This window comes from Micromonospora sp. WMMC250 (genome assembly GCF_027460215.1).
GTDB classification, from domain to species: domain Bacteria; phylum Actinomycetota; class Actinomycetes; order Mycobacteriales; family Micromonosporaceae; genus Micromonospora; species Micromonospora taraxaci.
The window spans coordinates 3731366-3747854 of record NZ_JAPZBJ010000002.1 but is presented as its reverse complement, the minus strand read 5'-3'; the positions used below and the strand labels follow the sequence as shown (position 1 = coordinate 3747854).

Sequence of the window (16489 nt, the reverse complement as noted above, 5' to 3'; positions counted from 1 at the left end):
GGCTATCCATGGCGACCGAGTACCGCTTGACGCTGGCCGGCGACGTTCCGCTCGATGTGCTGGCCGGTGTCGTCGCTCCGGACGGTGTTGAGGAGTCGGCGGTAGATGGCAGGCCCCGGGTGTTGAGTGCGGACCTCAGCGATCGGTGTGGTTACACGGTGAGCATCCACGCCGGATCCCGCGGCTACTTCGAGGCCGAGGATGGTGACGGCTCGATGTGGGAGTGGGAACCGGAGCGGTACGTCACCATCGGCTTCCGGCTGGTTAAGAGCGAATCCTCCGATCGGGCGACGCGGGAGATGCTGGCGTCCGTGGCTCGAGTGCTGGGCGAGCGGTCGGAGGACGCCGCGCTGATCCTCGACGCCGACTGGCTGCTACTGACCCGCTTCTCGGGAGCGCTGCGCAGGCACGCGCCGAGTTGGTGGAGCGTGCACGGCGGGGAAGATCCGCCAGCTTCCTGACCTCACCCGGCTGACCGTCGCCGCCCTCAGCCTCACCGTTCATAGAAAGTGAATCCGAGGAGGGATTGTGCTCGCTGGACCCACTGGCAGCCCGGACACGATCCTCGTCTGTATCCGGGGCAACTCCGGTTCGGGCAAGAGCAGCATCGGCCGGGAGCTACGACGCCGACACGGCCGGGGCTGCGCCCTGGTCGAGCAGGACTACCTGCGCCGCGTCCTGCTGCGTGAACGGGACCTGCCCGGCGGCATCGCGCCTGCGCTGATCGCGCAGACCGTTCGGTTCGCGCTGGACCACGGCTACCACGTAGTGCTGGACGGCATCATGCACACCAGCCGCTACCGCAGCATGCTGACCGCCCTGCGGGACGACCACCGAGGGCGGTCGCTGTTCTGCTATCTCGACGTGTCCCTGCCCGAGACCCTGCGCCGGCATCTCACCCGCCCGCAGGCCAGCGAGTTCACCATCGACCAGATGAGCGGCTGGTACGCCCCTCACGACGTCCTGGGCTGGCCGGGCGAGCTCGTCCTACCCGAGAGCACCCCACTGGACGAGGCGGTCGATGCCATTGCGGCTGCCGCCGGGCTACCCCAGACCGGACGCGACGATGATCTGCTACCGAACGCCCCGTCCCCGTAGAACAGCTAGCTTCGCGTCGGGTGGTCGGTTGTTCGGCGAACCGTAGGACGCGCTGGTGTCTCGTGATGCGGCCCCGGGCCTGTGCCCGTCCGGCCGCTGACCCACGCGGAGCTGGCGTCCGCGTGGGTCAGCGGTCCGGACCGGACCCCTACTGGAACTGGGTGAAGAAGTTCCAGGCCAGGGCCGGGACCCAGGTCCGGGGTCCGCTGTCACCGCCGGCACCGTCCTGGGGAGCGGCGATGTGGCCGCCGTCGAAGGCTGCCCACGCCACCGGATACCCTGCCCGGCAGCCGGAGTACGTGGTGACGATGTGCGTCAGGCTGCCGGCCGCCGGTTCGCGGGGGCTCTGGGCGGTGCAGCCGTTGTTGCGGACGAACCGGTCCCGCATCGCCCGTGCGCTGGCCGGGTTGTCACCGATGCCGTGGACGCCCAGGTACGCGACGGGCTGTGTGCCGCCGCTGCATCCGCTCAGCTCGCGCGGTGCGGACTGGACCACGACCGCCCGGAAGACGTCCGGCCGGGCGCAGGCGAGGGCGTAGCTCATCGCGCCCCCGTAGCTGAACCCGATGGAGAACCGCTGTCGCGTGTTGACGCAGAGCGTCGACTCGATGCGGTTGCGGACATTGTCGATGAAGGTGACGTCCTCGCCGCCGGCGTTGGCCCAGCCGTTGTCGATGCCCTGCGGGGCGACGAAGATCGTGCTGTTGTTCGCCAGCCGCTGGAGTCCGTAGTAGGACCAGGTGTTGCGGTCCACGGTCTGGCCGGTGTCCACGTCGACCGCGGTGCCGCCCCACCAGTGCAGGCCGAAGACCAGACGGTACGGGGTGTTCTGCTGGTAGTTGGCCGGGATGCGCAGGATGAAGCTGCGGTTGCGGCCGTTGCTGCTGATGGTGTGCGTACCGCTGGTGATGCCCGGCGCCTTTCCGCAGCCGGAGGTGCCGCCGCCCGGCGGGGGCGGCGTGGTCGGCCCCGGGGTGGGGTTGGTTCCGCCGTCGACGCGGATGAACTGCCACTGCTGGTTGGTGCCGTTCCAGTCGTCGTACTGCACGATGTTGCCACCGTCGGCGGTCGAGGCGCCCTGCACCTCCAGCACCTTGTTGCTGTTCCGGTTGATCAACCGGACGTGACCGCCGTCGGAGTCGGCGAGCCGGAACTGCTGGTTGGTGCCGTTGAGGTCGGCCCACTGCACGATGGGCGCACCGTTGGCGGTGGAGAAGTTGTTGACGTCCAGCACCTTGCCCGACAGTCGTGACTTCACCCGGTAGTAGCCGCCACCGGAGTCCACGAACTGCCACTGCTGCTGGTTGCCGTTGTTCCGCGACCACTGGGTGATCCGCGCACCGTCGTTGGTGGCCAGGTTGTAGACGTCCAACGCCTTACCGCTGTTGCGGTTGACCAGCACGTACCAGGCGTTCGTGTCCACCGTCGCCGCCGCGGCTGGCGACGGGGCCACGACGGCCAGTCCGCCGGCGGCGAGGACCGCCGCGACCGCGGTGGCCAGCACCGCGGGCCGGCGACGTCCGGGTGGAGAGGCGTGCCTGTCCTCTTCCGTGACCTTCATGGATCTCACTCCTTCAGCTTGAGGTGTCAGGCCCGCGACCACTGCATGCTGGTCGCGGAGCCGCAGGTCCGCTGCTCCAGGGCGGCGCCGGCGGTGGTCGAGCTGCCGACCACGTTCAGGCACTTGTTGCTGTTGAGGTTGACCAGGTGGTAGTAGCCGTCGCCGGTCGATCGCCAGGTGAAGACCTGGTTGAGGCCGTCGTGGCAGGTGTACTGGATGACAGACGCCCCGTCGGCGGTGGAGAAGTTGTTGATGTCGACGCACTTGCCGCTGTTGACGCTCTGCAGGCGGACGTTGCCGTTGCCGGCGTCGAGGAAGCGCCACTGTTGCCAGGTGTTGCCGTTGCTGGTCCACTGGCCGATCACGGCCAGGTTTTCGAGGTTCGGTGACTGGACATCGACGACCTGCCCGCTGTTGCGGTTGATGATCCGATACACCGACGGTGCGGTGCCGCCGCCGGTGAACTGCCACCAGTCGACGTTGAACAGGGAACCGGAGCCGCCGGTGAACCGCAGGTAGAGGTCACGGGTGCCGGTCGCCCCGCTGGTGGTGCAGGAGGTGTCGACCCAGTTCTGCCAGCCGCCGGTGCCCGAGACCCGGCAGGTGCCGACCACCGGACCGGTCGCGTTGTCGAGGCGTACCTCGATGGTGCCACCGGCGGCGGCCGAGGCCACCCGGGCGGTGAAGGTGGCCGCACCGGTCCCGAACGCGACGCCCTTGACCTTGATCCAGTCGCCGTTCTCGATCGATGCGACGTTCATGCTGCCGCTACTGGCGCGTTCGGTCTCGATGCCGGAACCCCAGGCGATCGTCTCGGCCTCCTGCCGGACGTAGGGGTTGAGGGTGCCGACCTGCGGGACGCCGGCGGTGGTCATGTTCATCGACGGGATGGTGCCGTCGGCCCGGTAGGTGAACTTCTCCACCGCCACCGAGCGGGTGAATCCGCCACCGCCGGGTAGGGCGCCGTTGTGATAGAAGAAGTACGACCCACCCGCGAAGTCGATGATGCCGGGATGGTTGGTGAAGCTGGCGCCCTGCCGGGGCATGACAGTGCCGCGGTAGGTCCACGGGCCGGTGGGGCCGGGGGCGGTGGAGTAGGCGATGAATTCGCCGCAGCACTCGGCGGCCCAGATCATGTAGTAGGTGCCGTTGCGCTTGTAGACCCAGGGACCCTCTTCGTAGAGGGTGGGTCGGCTGGGGTTGCCGGTGCGGGTGCCGAAGCCGGCGGTGGTCAACGGGATCTGGGTCAGACCGCCGGAGTACGAGATCATGTCGCTGTTCAGCCGCACGTACCACAGGTTGGGGTTACCCCAGTAGAGGTACGCCTGGCCGTTGTCGTCGATGAAGGCGTGCGGGTCGATCTCAGCGTTCTCCAGCAGTGGCCGGCCCAGGGCGTCGCGGAACGGACCGGTGGGGCTGCTGGACACGCCGACGCCGATGGCCATCCGGCCGGTGGCGCGGTTCTTCACCGGCACGTACCAGTAGAACTGGCCGTTGCGTGCGACGACGTGCCCGGCCCAGGCGTCCGCACTGGCCCAACTGAACGTGGCCAGGTTCATCGGCACGCCGTGGTCGGTCCAGTTCACCATGTCGGCGGAGGAGAAGACCCGCCACTCCCGCATGGTGAAGTACGTCGAACCATCCTCGTCGCGTCCGGTGTAGACGTACACCCGGCCGTTGTGCACCAGAGGGGCCGGGTCGGCGGTGTAGACGTGTTGCACGATCGGGTTGTCGGCCTTGGCGGTCGTGCCCGGTAGTACCGCCGTGACGGCGGCACAGACGCCCAGCAGCAGGGCGATCAGGGCACTGGTGGTGCGGCGACTCGCGAGGGACCTGCCCATGTTGTTGTCCTCACCTCTCAGGAATGCGGGCGGCTACGAGGTGACGCGGAAGGTGGCGTCCTGGCGGTCGGTGGCGCCGGATCCCGCGCTCAGCGGGTCGATGCGCAGCACGTTGCCGGCGTGCCGCAGGTAGTAGGTGGGGAAGTTGTACGAGCGGAACGACGACCAGGAACTGTCGGCCAGGCCGGCGGTGCGGTAGAAGGTGGCGTCGGCGCGGAAGGTGGCGCTGCCGTCGTTGGCGGCGAGCCGCCCGACGTAGCCGCTGTGCCGGAGGTAGTTGCCGGGGCGGTTCACCGATTCGAACGAGACCGCGGCGGAGTCGGCGAGGCCGGGAACCATCCGCCAGAGCTGGTCCTGGTGCGGGTCGAACGGGTACGGGTCGAGCCGGATGGCGCCGTTGCTGTGCCGGACGAAGTAGTCGGGCAGGTTGGACGACTTCAACCGGACCCAGTTCGGCAGACCCCACCGGTTGACGGCGTTGTTGTACTCGACGTCGGTGATGCCGACGATCGAGCCGTGCTTGGAGTTCAACGGCGGGGTGTAGTCGCGCTGGTTGGCGACCGACCACGAGTTGCCGCCGACGGTGCTGGTGGACCAGAGGTACATGTCGTTGTTGATCGGGCCGAACGAGTCACCCCAGAGCCACCAGGCGCCGCCGTCGTTGCGCGGGACCAGGTGTGCTCCCTCGATGGCGGTGCCCTGCCGCAGCCCACTGGTGTAGGTGGTGAAACTGTTCGGCGCTCCAGTGCTGGAGCGGGCACCGTACAGGTTTCCGTTGGCGAGGTTCTTGTAGAACATGTACGTCACACCGCCGCTGACCCGGATGTCGGCGTCGAGCACCGGGAAGCCGGGGCTGAAGTAGGTCTGCGGGGCGCTCACCGTACGGAAGTCGCTGGTGTAGTTGATCAGGAACAGGTCTGTGGTGGTGTTGGCGGAGTAGACGATGCCGTACTGGCCGCGTGCGGCGTCCCAGAAGACCGTCGGGGCCCAGGTGTGCACATTGCTGTAGGTGTGCATCCGGAGCAGCCGGTATCCGGTGAAGCTGGTCAGATCCGTCGAGTCCCACACGTGCAGGTACTGGCTGTTGCGGCCGAAGTTGAGCCCGCGCAGGTCGGTGGCGATGACGACGAAGGTGCCGTCCTGCTTGCGGTGGATGTACGGATCGCGCAGGCCGAGGTCGCCGGCGGTCGGCGTGACGACCGGGTTGTTCTGGTTCAGCGGGCTCCAGTTGAGGCCGTCTCGGCTGACCGCGAGGTGCAGGCCGTAATCGGACCCCGACTGATTGGGCGTTTCGGTGAAGTAGACGTTGAGGTAAGCCGTATTGGGCGCGGCGAGGGCGGATCCCGGGCTGACCGCCAAACCGGTCGTGGTGAGCGCGCCGGTGGCGAGCGCGCCCAGGGTGAACTGCCGTCGGGTTAAGGGCATGGTGGTGGCCTTTCTCGCGTCGATAGTGCTGGTGACAGAGGAATGGCAGGGGTGATCGCGCACAGAGGCCTTCAGGTGGCCATCCGTACGGATCAATGTGAGCGCTAACATACTCTGGCCGTAACACGCCTGCAAGACGTTGGTAAATGGTCAGACGTACGATGAAAAGGTGGCCTAAGCGAGTTGTGGCAGGTGATCGGCCGTTTCGACTCGCATCCAAGGGCGACAATGTACGGCGGAAGTTGTATCGAAAAGAATTCGAGCTTTACCGGAAATTCTGCGGTAACTACGGGCCTCCGGTTGCCGCCCCGCCTTTCACGAGGATCGAATTCGTCCTACCGGAGACCACCACCCTGGTCGACGCCGTCGAGGCCATGGCGGCTGCGGCTGGGCTACCTCAGACCGGACGCGACGACGACCTCCTACCGAACGTTCCGTTCCCGTAGAGCAGCTCAGCCGGCTACCTGTGCCGTTCCGGCGCACAGTTCCCCAACATCGCGCGCGGCTTGCCCCCGGGCGACCGGGGCCGGCTGTCGACGGGTCCGGGGCGCCAGGAACGGAGCTGTTCGTGCTGGCTTGCGCGCGTAGGCTGCGAGCAGCGACGAAGGGAGCTGCTCCCGTGATCCCGACCCTCATCCTGTTCGGCCTGCTGTTCGGCCGCTGGTGGCGGCCGTCGCTGATCGCCGCCGCGCTGGGCTGGCCGATCCTGCTGGTCGCTGGCGGCTCGACGGGCGTCGGGCCGGCGCTGCTCGGCGCGTCGGCGCTCGCCGTGGCGAACACCGCCGTCGGCGTGCTGGCGCACCAGGGAATCCGGCGGGCGGTCCGGATGACATCGTCCTGACTGCCGTCACTGCGAGGCGCGCTCGGCGAGCTGCTGCACGTTCAGCAGTTGCCAGCGGGTCATCACCAGACAGCCGAGCGCCGCTAGCCCAACTGGGCTGTTGATCCGGAGGTTCGGGTTCGGCTCCCTGGCGGCGCACCGACGGGCGTCGCTGTCGGTTCGACGCCGGTCGGCAGGGTGTTCGTAGACTCTGGGGGTGCAGAGCAGTCAAGGGCGAGCCCTGGCCGGCGTGTTGGACGCGGCCGAGGCGGCGTCGCCGGTCGAGGCGGTCGAGGCGGTCACCCGAGAGGTCGGTGTGGCGCTCGGCGCGTTGGCCGTCTCGTTCCTGATCGCCGACTTCGGTGGCCGGGCGCTGGTGCGGTTGGCGCATGTGCCGATCGACGACGCGGGCGGGAGCCGCCAGCACGGTGAGGAGGTCGCCACCGTGCTGCCGTTCGACGGCAGCGTGGCCGAGCAGGCGCTGCGTACCCAGACGGTGCAGGTCGTCGCGGGCGCTGACGGCTGGGTGGTGTTGGCGCCGGTGACGGAGCGTGGTGAGGCTATCGGCCTGTTGGAGATGGTCTTACCGGAGGAGCCGACCGCGCAGGCTCTGGGGGAGATCACGCGCACGGCGCACGCGTTGGCGTTCGTGGTGATCGCGAACCGGCGACACACCGACCTGTTCGAGTGGGGCCAACGAACGACCCCGTTCACGCTCTCCGCGGAGATCCAGCGCCGGCTGCTGCCCGGCGCGTTCACGTGTGAGGCCAGTGCGTTCACGTTGTCCGGTTGGCTGGAGCCGGCTGCCAGCATCGGCGGGGACACGTTCGACTACAGCCTGGCGCGTGATGTGCTGCACTTCAGCGTCACCGACGCGATGGGCCACGGGGTGGCGAGCGCCCTCACGGCGACTCTAGGTGTGGGAAGCCTCCGCAACACCCGCCGACGCGGCGCTGACCTGGTCGAACAGGCCGATGCCGCGAACGCCGCGGTGGCCGAGCACGCCGGCGTGCGCGGTAGTTACGTCACTGCGGTCCTCGGCCGCCTCGACCTGCGCACCGGGGTGTGCGCGATGCTCAACGCCGGTCACGTACCGCCACTGCTGGTGCGCCGCGGGGAGTCCCAGCCGTTGCGGCTGCCGGGTAATTTCCCGCTGGGGATGTTCAGTGAGGCCGAGTTCCTCCACGAGGAGATCACCCTGCAACCCGGTGATCGCCTGGTCGTGGTCACCGACGGCATGTTGGAACGCAACTCCGCCAACCTGGACCTGCCCGTCGTGTTGGGCTCGATCAGCGGCCTGCACCCCCGCGAGGCCGTGCGGGCGTTGGGCGATGCGGTGCTGGAGGTGGGTGGTCCGACTCTCGCCGACGACGCGACCCTCTTGATCATCGATTGGTACGGCGGGCACGGGGCGGACCGGCGAAGCAGCGCGGGTGCCGACCTCGAGCGGGCCAGCGTGGCCCTGCCCGAGTGACTACTGCCCTCGGGTGACGCCACCGGAGGTGGCGATGTCGGTCTCTGCCGTGTGTACGTCGTCGTAGATGTCGATGACCCGGTCCACCGACGTGATGCTCAGGACGCGGCGTACCCCGGGCTGCACCGCGGCCAGGCTCAGCCGCCCGTCGACCTCGCCCAGCGACTTGAACATCACCACCAGCGTGCCCAACGCGCTCGAGTCGATGAACCGCACCCCGGCCATGTCGACCACCACCTGCCGGTCGCCGGAATCGATGAGCTGCTGCAGGTTGTCGCGCAGCTGCCCGGCGGTGGCCATGTCGAGCTCACCGCGCGCCTCGACCACTGTGCAACCGCGGCCCGGTCGAGCCGACAACAGCAGATCCATACCAGCCTCCCAGCGCGAGGGTCCGCAATCCACCCTATGCGCTCGACGGGCGACGGGCAGACGGGGCGGGCGGCACGTTACGGCAGATCAATCCCGGGTGCGGCGTCATCGTGCGGTGAGTCACGCTGCCGAGGGCGGTCCACCTGACAGCGGTGCCGGCCCCCGAAGGCACCGGCACCGCTGCGACTCAATTGGCGTGGGTCAGTCGCGTGGTGATGCGCAGCCCGGTGAGGGTGTCGTTCAGCCACGGCACCCGCTCGCGGTGCAGACCTGCGGTCATCTGGTCCGCCCAGACCTCGTACCGCTGGGTCAGCGCCGTCGCACGGGACCGCGCGCTGGTGACCAGGCAGTCGCCAAGTGGGTCACCGGGCAGGTTGGACGAGTCGACAGCGGGCTCGCAGGGCAGCTTGAGGCTGACCTGGTCGCGCAGCGGTCGGCTGGGGTCCAGCGAGCACGGTGCGGGCCCGCACGCCGTGTAGTTCCCGCTGGCCTTCGCGTACGCATTGCCGATCTTGGCGTCGGTCGGCATGTTCACCGGGATCTGGTACTGCCCGAACAGGTTCGCCGACAGCACGTCGTCCGCGTCGAGGGCGTTGGGGAGACCCAACCTGGTGTACGCCTGGAGCAGCCGCGCCGCCGTGTTCATCTTCTTCAGCGCGGCGGGCACCGGCCCACCGACCTGCGTGCTCAGGTCCCGGACCCGGTCGTACATCGACTTCTGTCGCGCTTGGAGGAAACCGCGCAGTGTCGGCGTCAGCGAGGTGTCCAGCGCCGTGTTGGGTACGGCCGTCGCGGACACCGCGAAGGTGGACCGCCCGGACGGCCACTTCTGGGTCAGCGCCTGTTCCGGGCTGGTCTCGCTGTCACAGTTGAAGAACTCGCAGTCGACCTGGTAGACCTGCTCGTCGGGCCAGGTGAAGTCGGCCGTCCGCGAGTTCTGCCAGGGCAGCGTCGAGTTCAGCCGGAACCGGCTGTGGATCTGCAACCGCAGCTTGCCGTAGTGCCGGATGACCCCGGTGCCGTAGCCCGTCGTGCGGGTGTAGACCCAGCTCGGCGTGTAGCAGTGGCCCACCTCGGGCAACTCCCGTACGCCGGCCGGCGGCTCGTCGTGCCGTGGCGTGTACGCGTACTGGAGCGTCCGTACGACGTTCGACATCAGGTCGTAGCGGACGTTGCTGGGTCGGTCGATCTGCCGGGTGCCGTCGCACGACGGCACCGTCGCCTCGTCGGCCTTCGCCGGTGCCGGGGCGAGCTGCTTGTCCGTGTCCCAGAACAGGTCGTAGGTCTTGGGTGTCCTGACCTGCACGCCGTTGGCGTCAGGCTCCCAGCGGACCTGGACCTCGTTGGTCCGGAACGTCCGCAGCGCGGCCGACAGCTCGTTGGTAGCGCCGACGTACTCGTCGATCAGCCCGGTGATGAGGCTGTTGGCGTCGCCGTCGACCGGTCGGCCGAAGCTGGCCGCGAGGTCGGCGATGCGGGTGCCCTCCGCCTCGATCTGTGCCGCGCGGCTGGCGCTGACCTGGGCGGCGTACGTCGGGTTCTGGAGCATCAGCATGGCGTACGCCTGTGCGCCGAGGTTCCAGACCGTCGGGTTGCCGACCGGCGTCGCCGGTTCGACCATCGACGGGTCACGCCCGCTGGCCACCCGAGCCAGGTAGTTGATCGACCGGGCCTCGCCGAAGCTGTTCAGGACTGTGGTCGGGTCGAGCGCGGGGTTGTCCGCGTCGGTCTTCGGCACCACGAAGGCGGCACCGCTGGCCAGCTGCGTGGCGGTCAGGTGGAACTCGTTCTCCGGGCCGACGAACTCGTTGTACGTGGGGATCGGTTGCCCGAAGTTCTCCTGGTAGCCGATGTACTTGTTGATGTCGGCGCGGGCGTCGTGCAGGGTGGAGTCGCCGATCGCGGCCAGGACGGTGGCGGCGATGTCCTCCAGTCGCAGGCCGAGCTGGGCGACCTGCTGCTGGACGAGGGTGAGCTGCGCGGTGTTGCCGGCGATGGCCGCGTTCAGCTTGTCGAACTGGGCCATCATGTTCGCGTACACCGTGTTGATCTGCGCCTCGACCCGCGCGAAGCTGGCCCGCATCTCGTCGCCGAGGGCGCGGACCTCGTCGCGCAGTGCCTTGACCTGGGCGAGGATCTGCGCGTCCAGCGACGGCGCGCTACCGCCGAAGAGCCCGACGATCGACATCACGGCACCGAAGATGTTGCCGGTCATCGCCAACGTCGCGGTGTTGAAGACCGAGCCCGCCAGACCGCGCCCGGTGATCGCCGCCGCATACTTCGAGATGGCGCTGATCGTGGTGAGGACCGCCTCGCCGATCACCTTGGCCTTCTTGCCGGCGTCGGGGTCGGCGAACCCGATGAGTGTGGACACCATGCCCAGCCCGGCCTTGACGTCGGAGATGGTCTGCTGCCGTGCCTTGTCGCGGTCCTCGGCGGCCTTCTTTGCCGCCGCCGTGCACTCGGCGCTGGGTGGCCCCTCTGGTGGGCACTTGCTGGTGTTCGCGCCGATCTCGAGACGGATCTCCACGCTCAGGCCGAGCAGCTCCGCGTGCAGGGAGGCGAGCTTCTGCTTGGCCGCCGCGACGTACGCCGCCGAGTCGCCCTGGAGGGCGAGGATCGCCCCGAGATTCACGGGGGCCAGCCCGGGATCCTGCGTGAGCTGCTCGTAGGTGTGTGTCACGTCGACCCCGAAGGGCGCACCGAGTACGGCGTTCCACGCGCTGGCGACCGGCGCGTTGGCGCTCGCCGCCTGGCGGACCGCGGACCACACGGCGGCGAGAGCGTCGTCACGGCCGCGCAACCACTGCGCGGTACGCAGTGCGCCGGAGGCGAGTTCCTCGCGGGTGTCCCACGGTTCGACCGTCCTGCCGATGACCGCCCCGACCAGGCCGGTGATCTCGGGTGAGGTCCGGGTGTCGCCGCCGGGGGTGCCGAGCAGGATGTCGACGGACCTGAGCAGCAGGTCCTGCTCGGGTACCAGGTGGTCGTAGGCGGTCAGGGAGTTGTCGAGCGCCTGCTTGCGCGCCGCCAGGTGGGTCTGCGCCTGTTCGGTGGTGGCGTTCGGATGCAGCCGGTGCCACTGGACGAATTCGGCCGACAGCACGACGGCCTTGATCCGGTCGGCGCCCTGGATGTGGATCTCGGCAACCTGGCCGAAGGCACGGTCGGTGAGCGCTGCCTGTGGGATGGGAACGGGGACGGGATCGGCCGACGCGGGTTCGCCGAACAGCGCGCTTGCCGCGGTGACGGCGATCATCACCACCACGGCGGTCCCGCGCCTCGTACGCGTGGAACGTCTGATTGTCATGCCGCGAACGTATTGAGCAGCCTGAAAGGGCGCTGAAACCGCGCTGATCCGCGCCGTGCCGCCGAACATGGCGTCCGGCGGCACGGCAGGTCACCGATGTCGTGTCGGCTATCGGCGGGTCCACTGCTGGTTGGTCTGACCGGTGCAGGTCCAGAGGACGAGCTTGGTGCCGTTGGCGGTGCCCTGGTTCACGGGGTCCAGGCAGAGACCGGACTGCACTCCGGTGATGGTGCCGTTCGCGTTGACGTTCCACTGCTGGTTGGTGCCGCCGTGGCAGTCGTAGATGGTGACCAGGGTCCCCGGGGAGGTGCCGTAGCCGGCGGCGTCGAGGCACTTGTTGCCGTACACCGTCAGGGTCTTGGCGCTCGTGTAGGTCCACTGTTGGTTGGTGCCGCCGTGGCAGTCCCACAGTTGCAGCTGGAGGCCGTTGGTGGTGGACGCCCCGGGGACGTCGACGCACCTGCCGGACCGGGTGCCCACGATGGCGGTGGTCTGCCCGCCGCCGCTGCCCGGGTTGCCGATGCTGCCGGGCACCGACTGCAGGGCGCTGTACCAGCGGGCGGCCATCTTGTCGTAGCCACCGGCGGTGGGGTGTACGCCGTCGATCAGGTCGGAGGTGGTGAGGGCGCTATGCATGTCGACCAGGTGCACCCGCTTGCCGGCGTTCACCTTGCTCTGCACGATGCCCGGGATCGCCGCGTTGAAGGTGCGGACGGCGGCTCCCTGGTTGCTGTTGGAGATCGGGATGAGCTGTGCCACGAACACCTCGGCGGTGGGCGCGGTGGTGGTGATGCGGTCGATCAGCGTGGAGAGCCGGTTCGGCGCGCTGCTCACGTTGTAGTTCTGCAGGATGTCGTTGGTGCCGATGTGCAGCAGGACGGTCTGCGGCCGTTGGGTGTTGAGCCAGTTGACGATGTTCGCGTCGATCTGGTCGATGCGCCAGCCGGGATGCCCCTGGTGGTCGTGGTCACCCAGGCTCGCCGGCCCGTTGAACTGCGACCCGACGAAGTCCACCGTGTACCGGCCGCTGACCAGCCGCTGCCAGAGCCCGATGCGGTATCCGCCGGGCACCTGGGTGCCCTCGGTGATGGAGTCGCCGAGCGGCATCACCCGTACCCCGCCGTTCGACTCCGCGCTGGCCGGACCGGTCGGGGTCAGCGCACCGGCGACCACGACGCCGAGCGCGGCGAGTGTCGCGAGCCATCTTGCCCTCGTTCGCATAGATCTCTCCTGCCTCAGCACTGGGACGAGTGTGAGCGTTAACAACGAAGATTGTAGATACCCGGATGGGCCTGGTCTAGCACGTTGCGCATCACCACGCTCTTGCTCGGCCCTGGCTCGGCCTTGTTCATCAATAGATGCCCACCTATAGTTGCGCGAATCGCGCACCTTCCTGACCGTGGTGCCGCGGTGGGGTCGTCGAAGCGCTTCGATGATTCGTCGTTCAGGCCCGTCAGCCGGGTGTCGAGCCTGGCCAAGCCGGTCTTGGCGCTGAATCGCGCCTGTCGTACGACATGAGGAGAACCGCATGCGGAAGTGGCGCCTTCGGCGTGGAATCACCGCGCTCGCGCTCGCCCTGCTGGCCCTGCCCGCCGTTCCCGGTACCGCGCTCGCCGAACCGAGCTACCCGTTCCGAGATCCCCACCTACCGGTGGACGCCCGGGTCGACGACCTGCTCGGCCGGCTCACCCTGGACGAGAAGATCTCCTGGCTGCACCAGTACCAACCGGCCGTACCCCGACTGGGCATCGGCCTGTTCAAGACCGGCACCGAGGCCCTGCACGGGGTCGCCTGGTCGACCGACATCGACAACAACGGCGCGGTGGTGAAGGCCCGCGGCACGGTCTTCCCGCAGCCGGTGGGCATGGCGAGCACCTGGAACACCGACCTGGTCCGGCGGGTGGGTTCCGCCGTCGGCGACGAGGCGCGCGGCTACCACGCGCAGAACCCCCGGGTGTGGGGGCTCAACCTCTGGGCGCCGGTGGTCAACCTGCTGCGCGACCCCCGGTGGGGCCGCAACGAGGAGGGCTACTCGGAGGATCCGCTGCTCACCGGCGCGATCTCCACCGCGTACGGCTCGGGCATGACCGGCGGCGACCCGGACCACCTGAAGAGCGCCCCGACCCTGAAGCACTACCTGGCCTACAACAACGAGGTCCGGCGGGACGTCACCTCGTCCAACGTGCCACCGAGGGTGCTCAACGAGTACGACCGCGCCGCCTTCAAGCCGGCCATCGCCGCCGACGCGGCGACCGGGATGATGGCCGCGTACAACCTGGTCAACGGACGTCCCGCGACCGTCGACCCGGACCTGGACACGGTGGTACGCGGCTGGACCGACCAGTCCCTCATGCACGTCACGGACGCCTGGGCGCCGAACAACCTCGTCAACTCCCAGAAGTACTACAGCACCCAGGCAGAGGCCAACGCGGCGATCATCAAGGCCGGCCTCAGCAGCTTCATCACCGACGACACCAACGCCCAGCCGACCGTCACCGCCGTCAAAGGGGCGTTGGCGAGCGGCCTGATCACCGAACGGGACATCGACGCCCGGATCCGGGACATCCTGAACATCCGGTTCCGACTGGGCGAGTTCGATCCGGGCGGTGGCCGGTACGGGGGCATCACCCCGGACGTCATCAACAGCCCGCAACACCAGCGCCTCGCCCGGCAGGCCGCCGGTGAGGCCATGGTGCTGCTGAAGAACTCCCGGCAGGCGCTGCCGCTGGACCCGGCCCGGACCCGCAAGGTCGCCGTGCTCGGTCCGCTGGCCGACACCCTCTACTCCGACTGGTACGGCGGTGACCTGCCGTACCAGGTGACGGCGCTCGACGGCATCCGCGAACGGCTGGGCGCCGCGGCCAACGTCGACGGGCTCGACGGTGCGGACCGGATCGCGTTGAAGGACCCGGCGACCGGCCGGTACGTCACTGCCACCGGCACCACCGACGCCGACCCGGTCGCCGCCACCGGCGAGACGGCTTCACTCGCCGCCCAGTTCGACGTGGTCGACTGGGGCCAGGACGTGGTGACGTTGCGCAACGCCGCCAACGGCCGCTACCTCGGCTACAACTGGGGACCGTTCGTCACCCGCGACGAGCAGCCGAACGGCTGGTACGTGCAGCAGCAGTTCAAGCTGGAGCCGCAGGCCGACGGCACTGTGGTGCTGCGCTACGTCGGCTACGAGACCAAGGAGAGCTGGTTCGCCGCCGAGAGGTACGTGACGGTCGGCGACGACGGCGCGCTCAAGCTCGGCGCGTCCACGCCCGAGGCCGCGACCCACTTCAGTCGTGAGCTGGTCAGCAGTGGCATCGACCGGGCCGTGGCGGCGGCCCGGGCGGCCGACACCGCCGTGCTGGTGGTCGGCAGCAACCCGTTCATCAACGGGCGCGAGGCGCACGACCGGTCCTCCACGGCTCTGAGCGCCGGTCAGGAGGCGCTGGTCAAGGCCGTGACCACTGCCAACCCGCGGACGGTGCTGGTGCTCCAGACCAGTTACCCGGTCAGCACCAACTGGGAGCAGGAGAACGTGCCCGCCGTGGTGTGGACCACCCACGCGGGCGCCGAGACCGGGCACGCCATCGCCGACGTCCTCTTCGGCGACCGCAACCCGTCCGGCCGGCTCACCCAGACCTGGTACCGCTCCGATCGGCAACTGCCTCCGGACCTGCTGGAGTACGACATCATCACGTCCGGGCAGACGTACCTCTACAGCAACGCGAAGCCGCTCTACCCGTTCGGCCACGGGCTGTCGTACACCCGCTTCCGGTACGGCTCGGCCCGCGTCGGTGCCGGGTCGGTGGCGGCCGACGGCACCGTGCGGGTCAGCGTGGACGTGACGAACGTCGGCGCTCGGGCGGGCTCCGAGGTGGTGCAGCTCTACACCCATCAGCGCACCTCCCGGGACAGGACCCCGATCCGGCAGCTCAAGGCGTTCGAGAGGGTGGAGCTCAGGCCCGGGCAGACCCGGACCGTGACGCTGCGGGTGCCCGCCGCCGACCTGGCGCACTGGGACGTCACCCGCAGTCGGTGGGTGGTGGAGTCGTCCACCTACGACCTGATGGTCGGGGCGTCCGCCGGCGACATCCGGGCCCGGGCCGCGGTGCGTGTGCGCGGGGAGACGATCCCGGCGCGTGACCTGTCCCGGACGACCCGGGCGGAGAACTTCGACAGGTACGCGGGGGTCCGGCTGGTCGACGAGACGAAGGTCAGGGGTACGGCCGTCGGCGCCACCGAGGCGGGTCAATGGATCTCCTTCGCGGGTTCCGCCCTGCGCCCGGACGCGCGCACCTTCACCGCGACGGTCGCGAAGGCCGGCACCGGTGCCGGTGCGATCCAGGTCCGGCTGGGCTCGCCGACCGGACGGCTGCTGGGCACGGCCACGGTGCCGAGCACCGGTGACGACTACCGGTACGTGAGCATCAGCGCCGAGGTGGCCCGGGCGGCCGGCGACCACGACGTGTACCTGGTGTTCGACTCCGCGCTGCGACTGTCGGACTTCTCGATCAGGTGACCGGAGGTCCGGGGGTCGGGGCGGATGGCACGCCCCGACCCCCGACCTGTCGGTGTGGATTCATCTGATGATCAATCA

At 68.9% G+C, this 16489-nt stretch carries 11 protein-coding genes; 5 read left to right on the top strand and 6 right to left on the bottom strand.

Annotation, left to right across the window (positions count from 1 at the left end; genetic code table 11):
- The first annotated feature begins 8 nt into the window (after positions 1-8).
- Both O3438_RS16465 and O3438_RS16460 read left to right on the top strand, forming a co-directional pair.
- Positions 9-461, top strand: a complete 453-nt coding sequence (locus O3438_RS16465; protein WP_269680787.1) for a SitI3 family protein — start codon at positions 9-11, stop codon at positions 459-461.
- A 67-nt stretch (positions 462-528) separates the two neighbouring features.
- On the top strand, positions 529-1098 hold the full coding sequence (locus tag O3438_RS16460) for a kinase (protein WP_269680786.1): 570 nt from the start codon (positions 529-531) through the stop codon (positions 1096-1098).
- 148 nt (positions 1099-1246) lie between these two features.
- Here O3438_RS16460 and O3438_RS16455 read toward each other — a convergent pair whose 3' ends face one another.
- Genes O3438_RS16455 through O3438_RS16445 form a run of 3 tightly spaced genes read right to left on the bottom strand, consistent with a single transcriptional unit; the run spans position 1247 to position 5925 of the window.
- Complete coding sequence (locus O3438_RS16455; RefSeq protein ID WP_269680785.1) at positions 1247-2659, bottom strand: RICIN domain-containing protein; 1413 nt, start codon at positions 2657-2659, stop codon at positions 1247-1249.
- 26 nt (positions 2660-2685) lie between these two features.
- Entirely contained in the window at positions 2686-4500 is a 1815-nt protein-coding gene (locus O3438_RS16450) for a family 43 glycosylhydrolase (RefSeq protein ID WP_269680784.1), read from the bottom strand.
- Positions 4501-4533: 33 nt separating this feature from the next.
- Positions 4534-5925: a glycoside hydrolase family 43 protein gene (locus tag O3438_RS16445; RefSeq protein WP_269680783.1), complete on the bottom strand. Its 1392-nt coding sequence runs from the start codon at positions 5923-5925 to the stop codon at positions 4534-4536.
- Positions 5926-6544: 619 nt separating this feature from the next.
- Between O3438_RS16445 and O3438_RS16440 the strand changes: the two genes are divergently transcribed.
- Positions 6545-6766 carry a hypothetical protein gene (locus O3438_RS16440; protein WP_269680782.1) on the top strand — a complete coding sequence of 74 codons (222 nt, stop codon included), beginning with the start codon at positions 6545-6547 and terminating at the stop codon, positions 6764-6766.
- Between the two features lie 196 nt (positions 6767-6962).
- Entirely contained in the window at positions 6963-8219 is a 1257-nt protein-coding gene (locus O3438_RS16435) for a PP2C family protein-serine/threonine phosphatase (protein ID WP_269680781.1), read from the top strand.
- On the opposite strand, the gene O3438_RS16430 is transcribed toward O3438_RS16435, so the two are convergent.
- From O3438_RS16430 to O3438_RS16420, 3 genes are all read right to left on the bottom strand, one after another.
- Positions 8220-8588: an STAS domain-containing protein gene (locus O3438_RS16430; protein WP_269680780.1), complete on the bottom strand. Its 369-nt coding sequence runs from the start codon at positions 8586-8588 to the stop codon at positions 8220-8222. It abuts the gene before it with no gap.
- A 187-nt stretch (positions 8589-8775) separates the two neighbouring features.
- Positions 8776-11898, bottom strand: coding sequence for a hypothetical protein (locus O3438_RS16425; protein ID WP_269680779.1), 3123 nt, complete (start codon positions 11896-11898; stop codon positions 8776-8778).
- 108 nt (positions 11899-12006) lie between these two features.
- Positions 12007-13119, bottom strand: a complete 1113-nt coding sequence (locus O3438_RS16420) for a ricin-type beta-trefoil lectin domain protein (protein ID WP_269680778.1) — start codon at positions 13117-13119, stop codon at positions 12007-12009.
- A gap of 307 nt (positions 13120-13426) precedes the next feature.
- Between O3438_RS16420 and O3438_RS16415 the strand changes: the two genes are divergently transcribed.
- Positions 13427-16411, top strand: a complete 2985-nt coding sequence (locus O3438_RS16415) for a glycoside hydrolase family 3 protein (RefSeq protein ID WP_269680777.1) — start codon at positions 13427-13429, stop codon at positions 16409-16411.
- Positions 16412-16489: the final 78 nt, after the last annotated feature.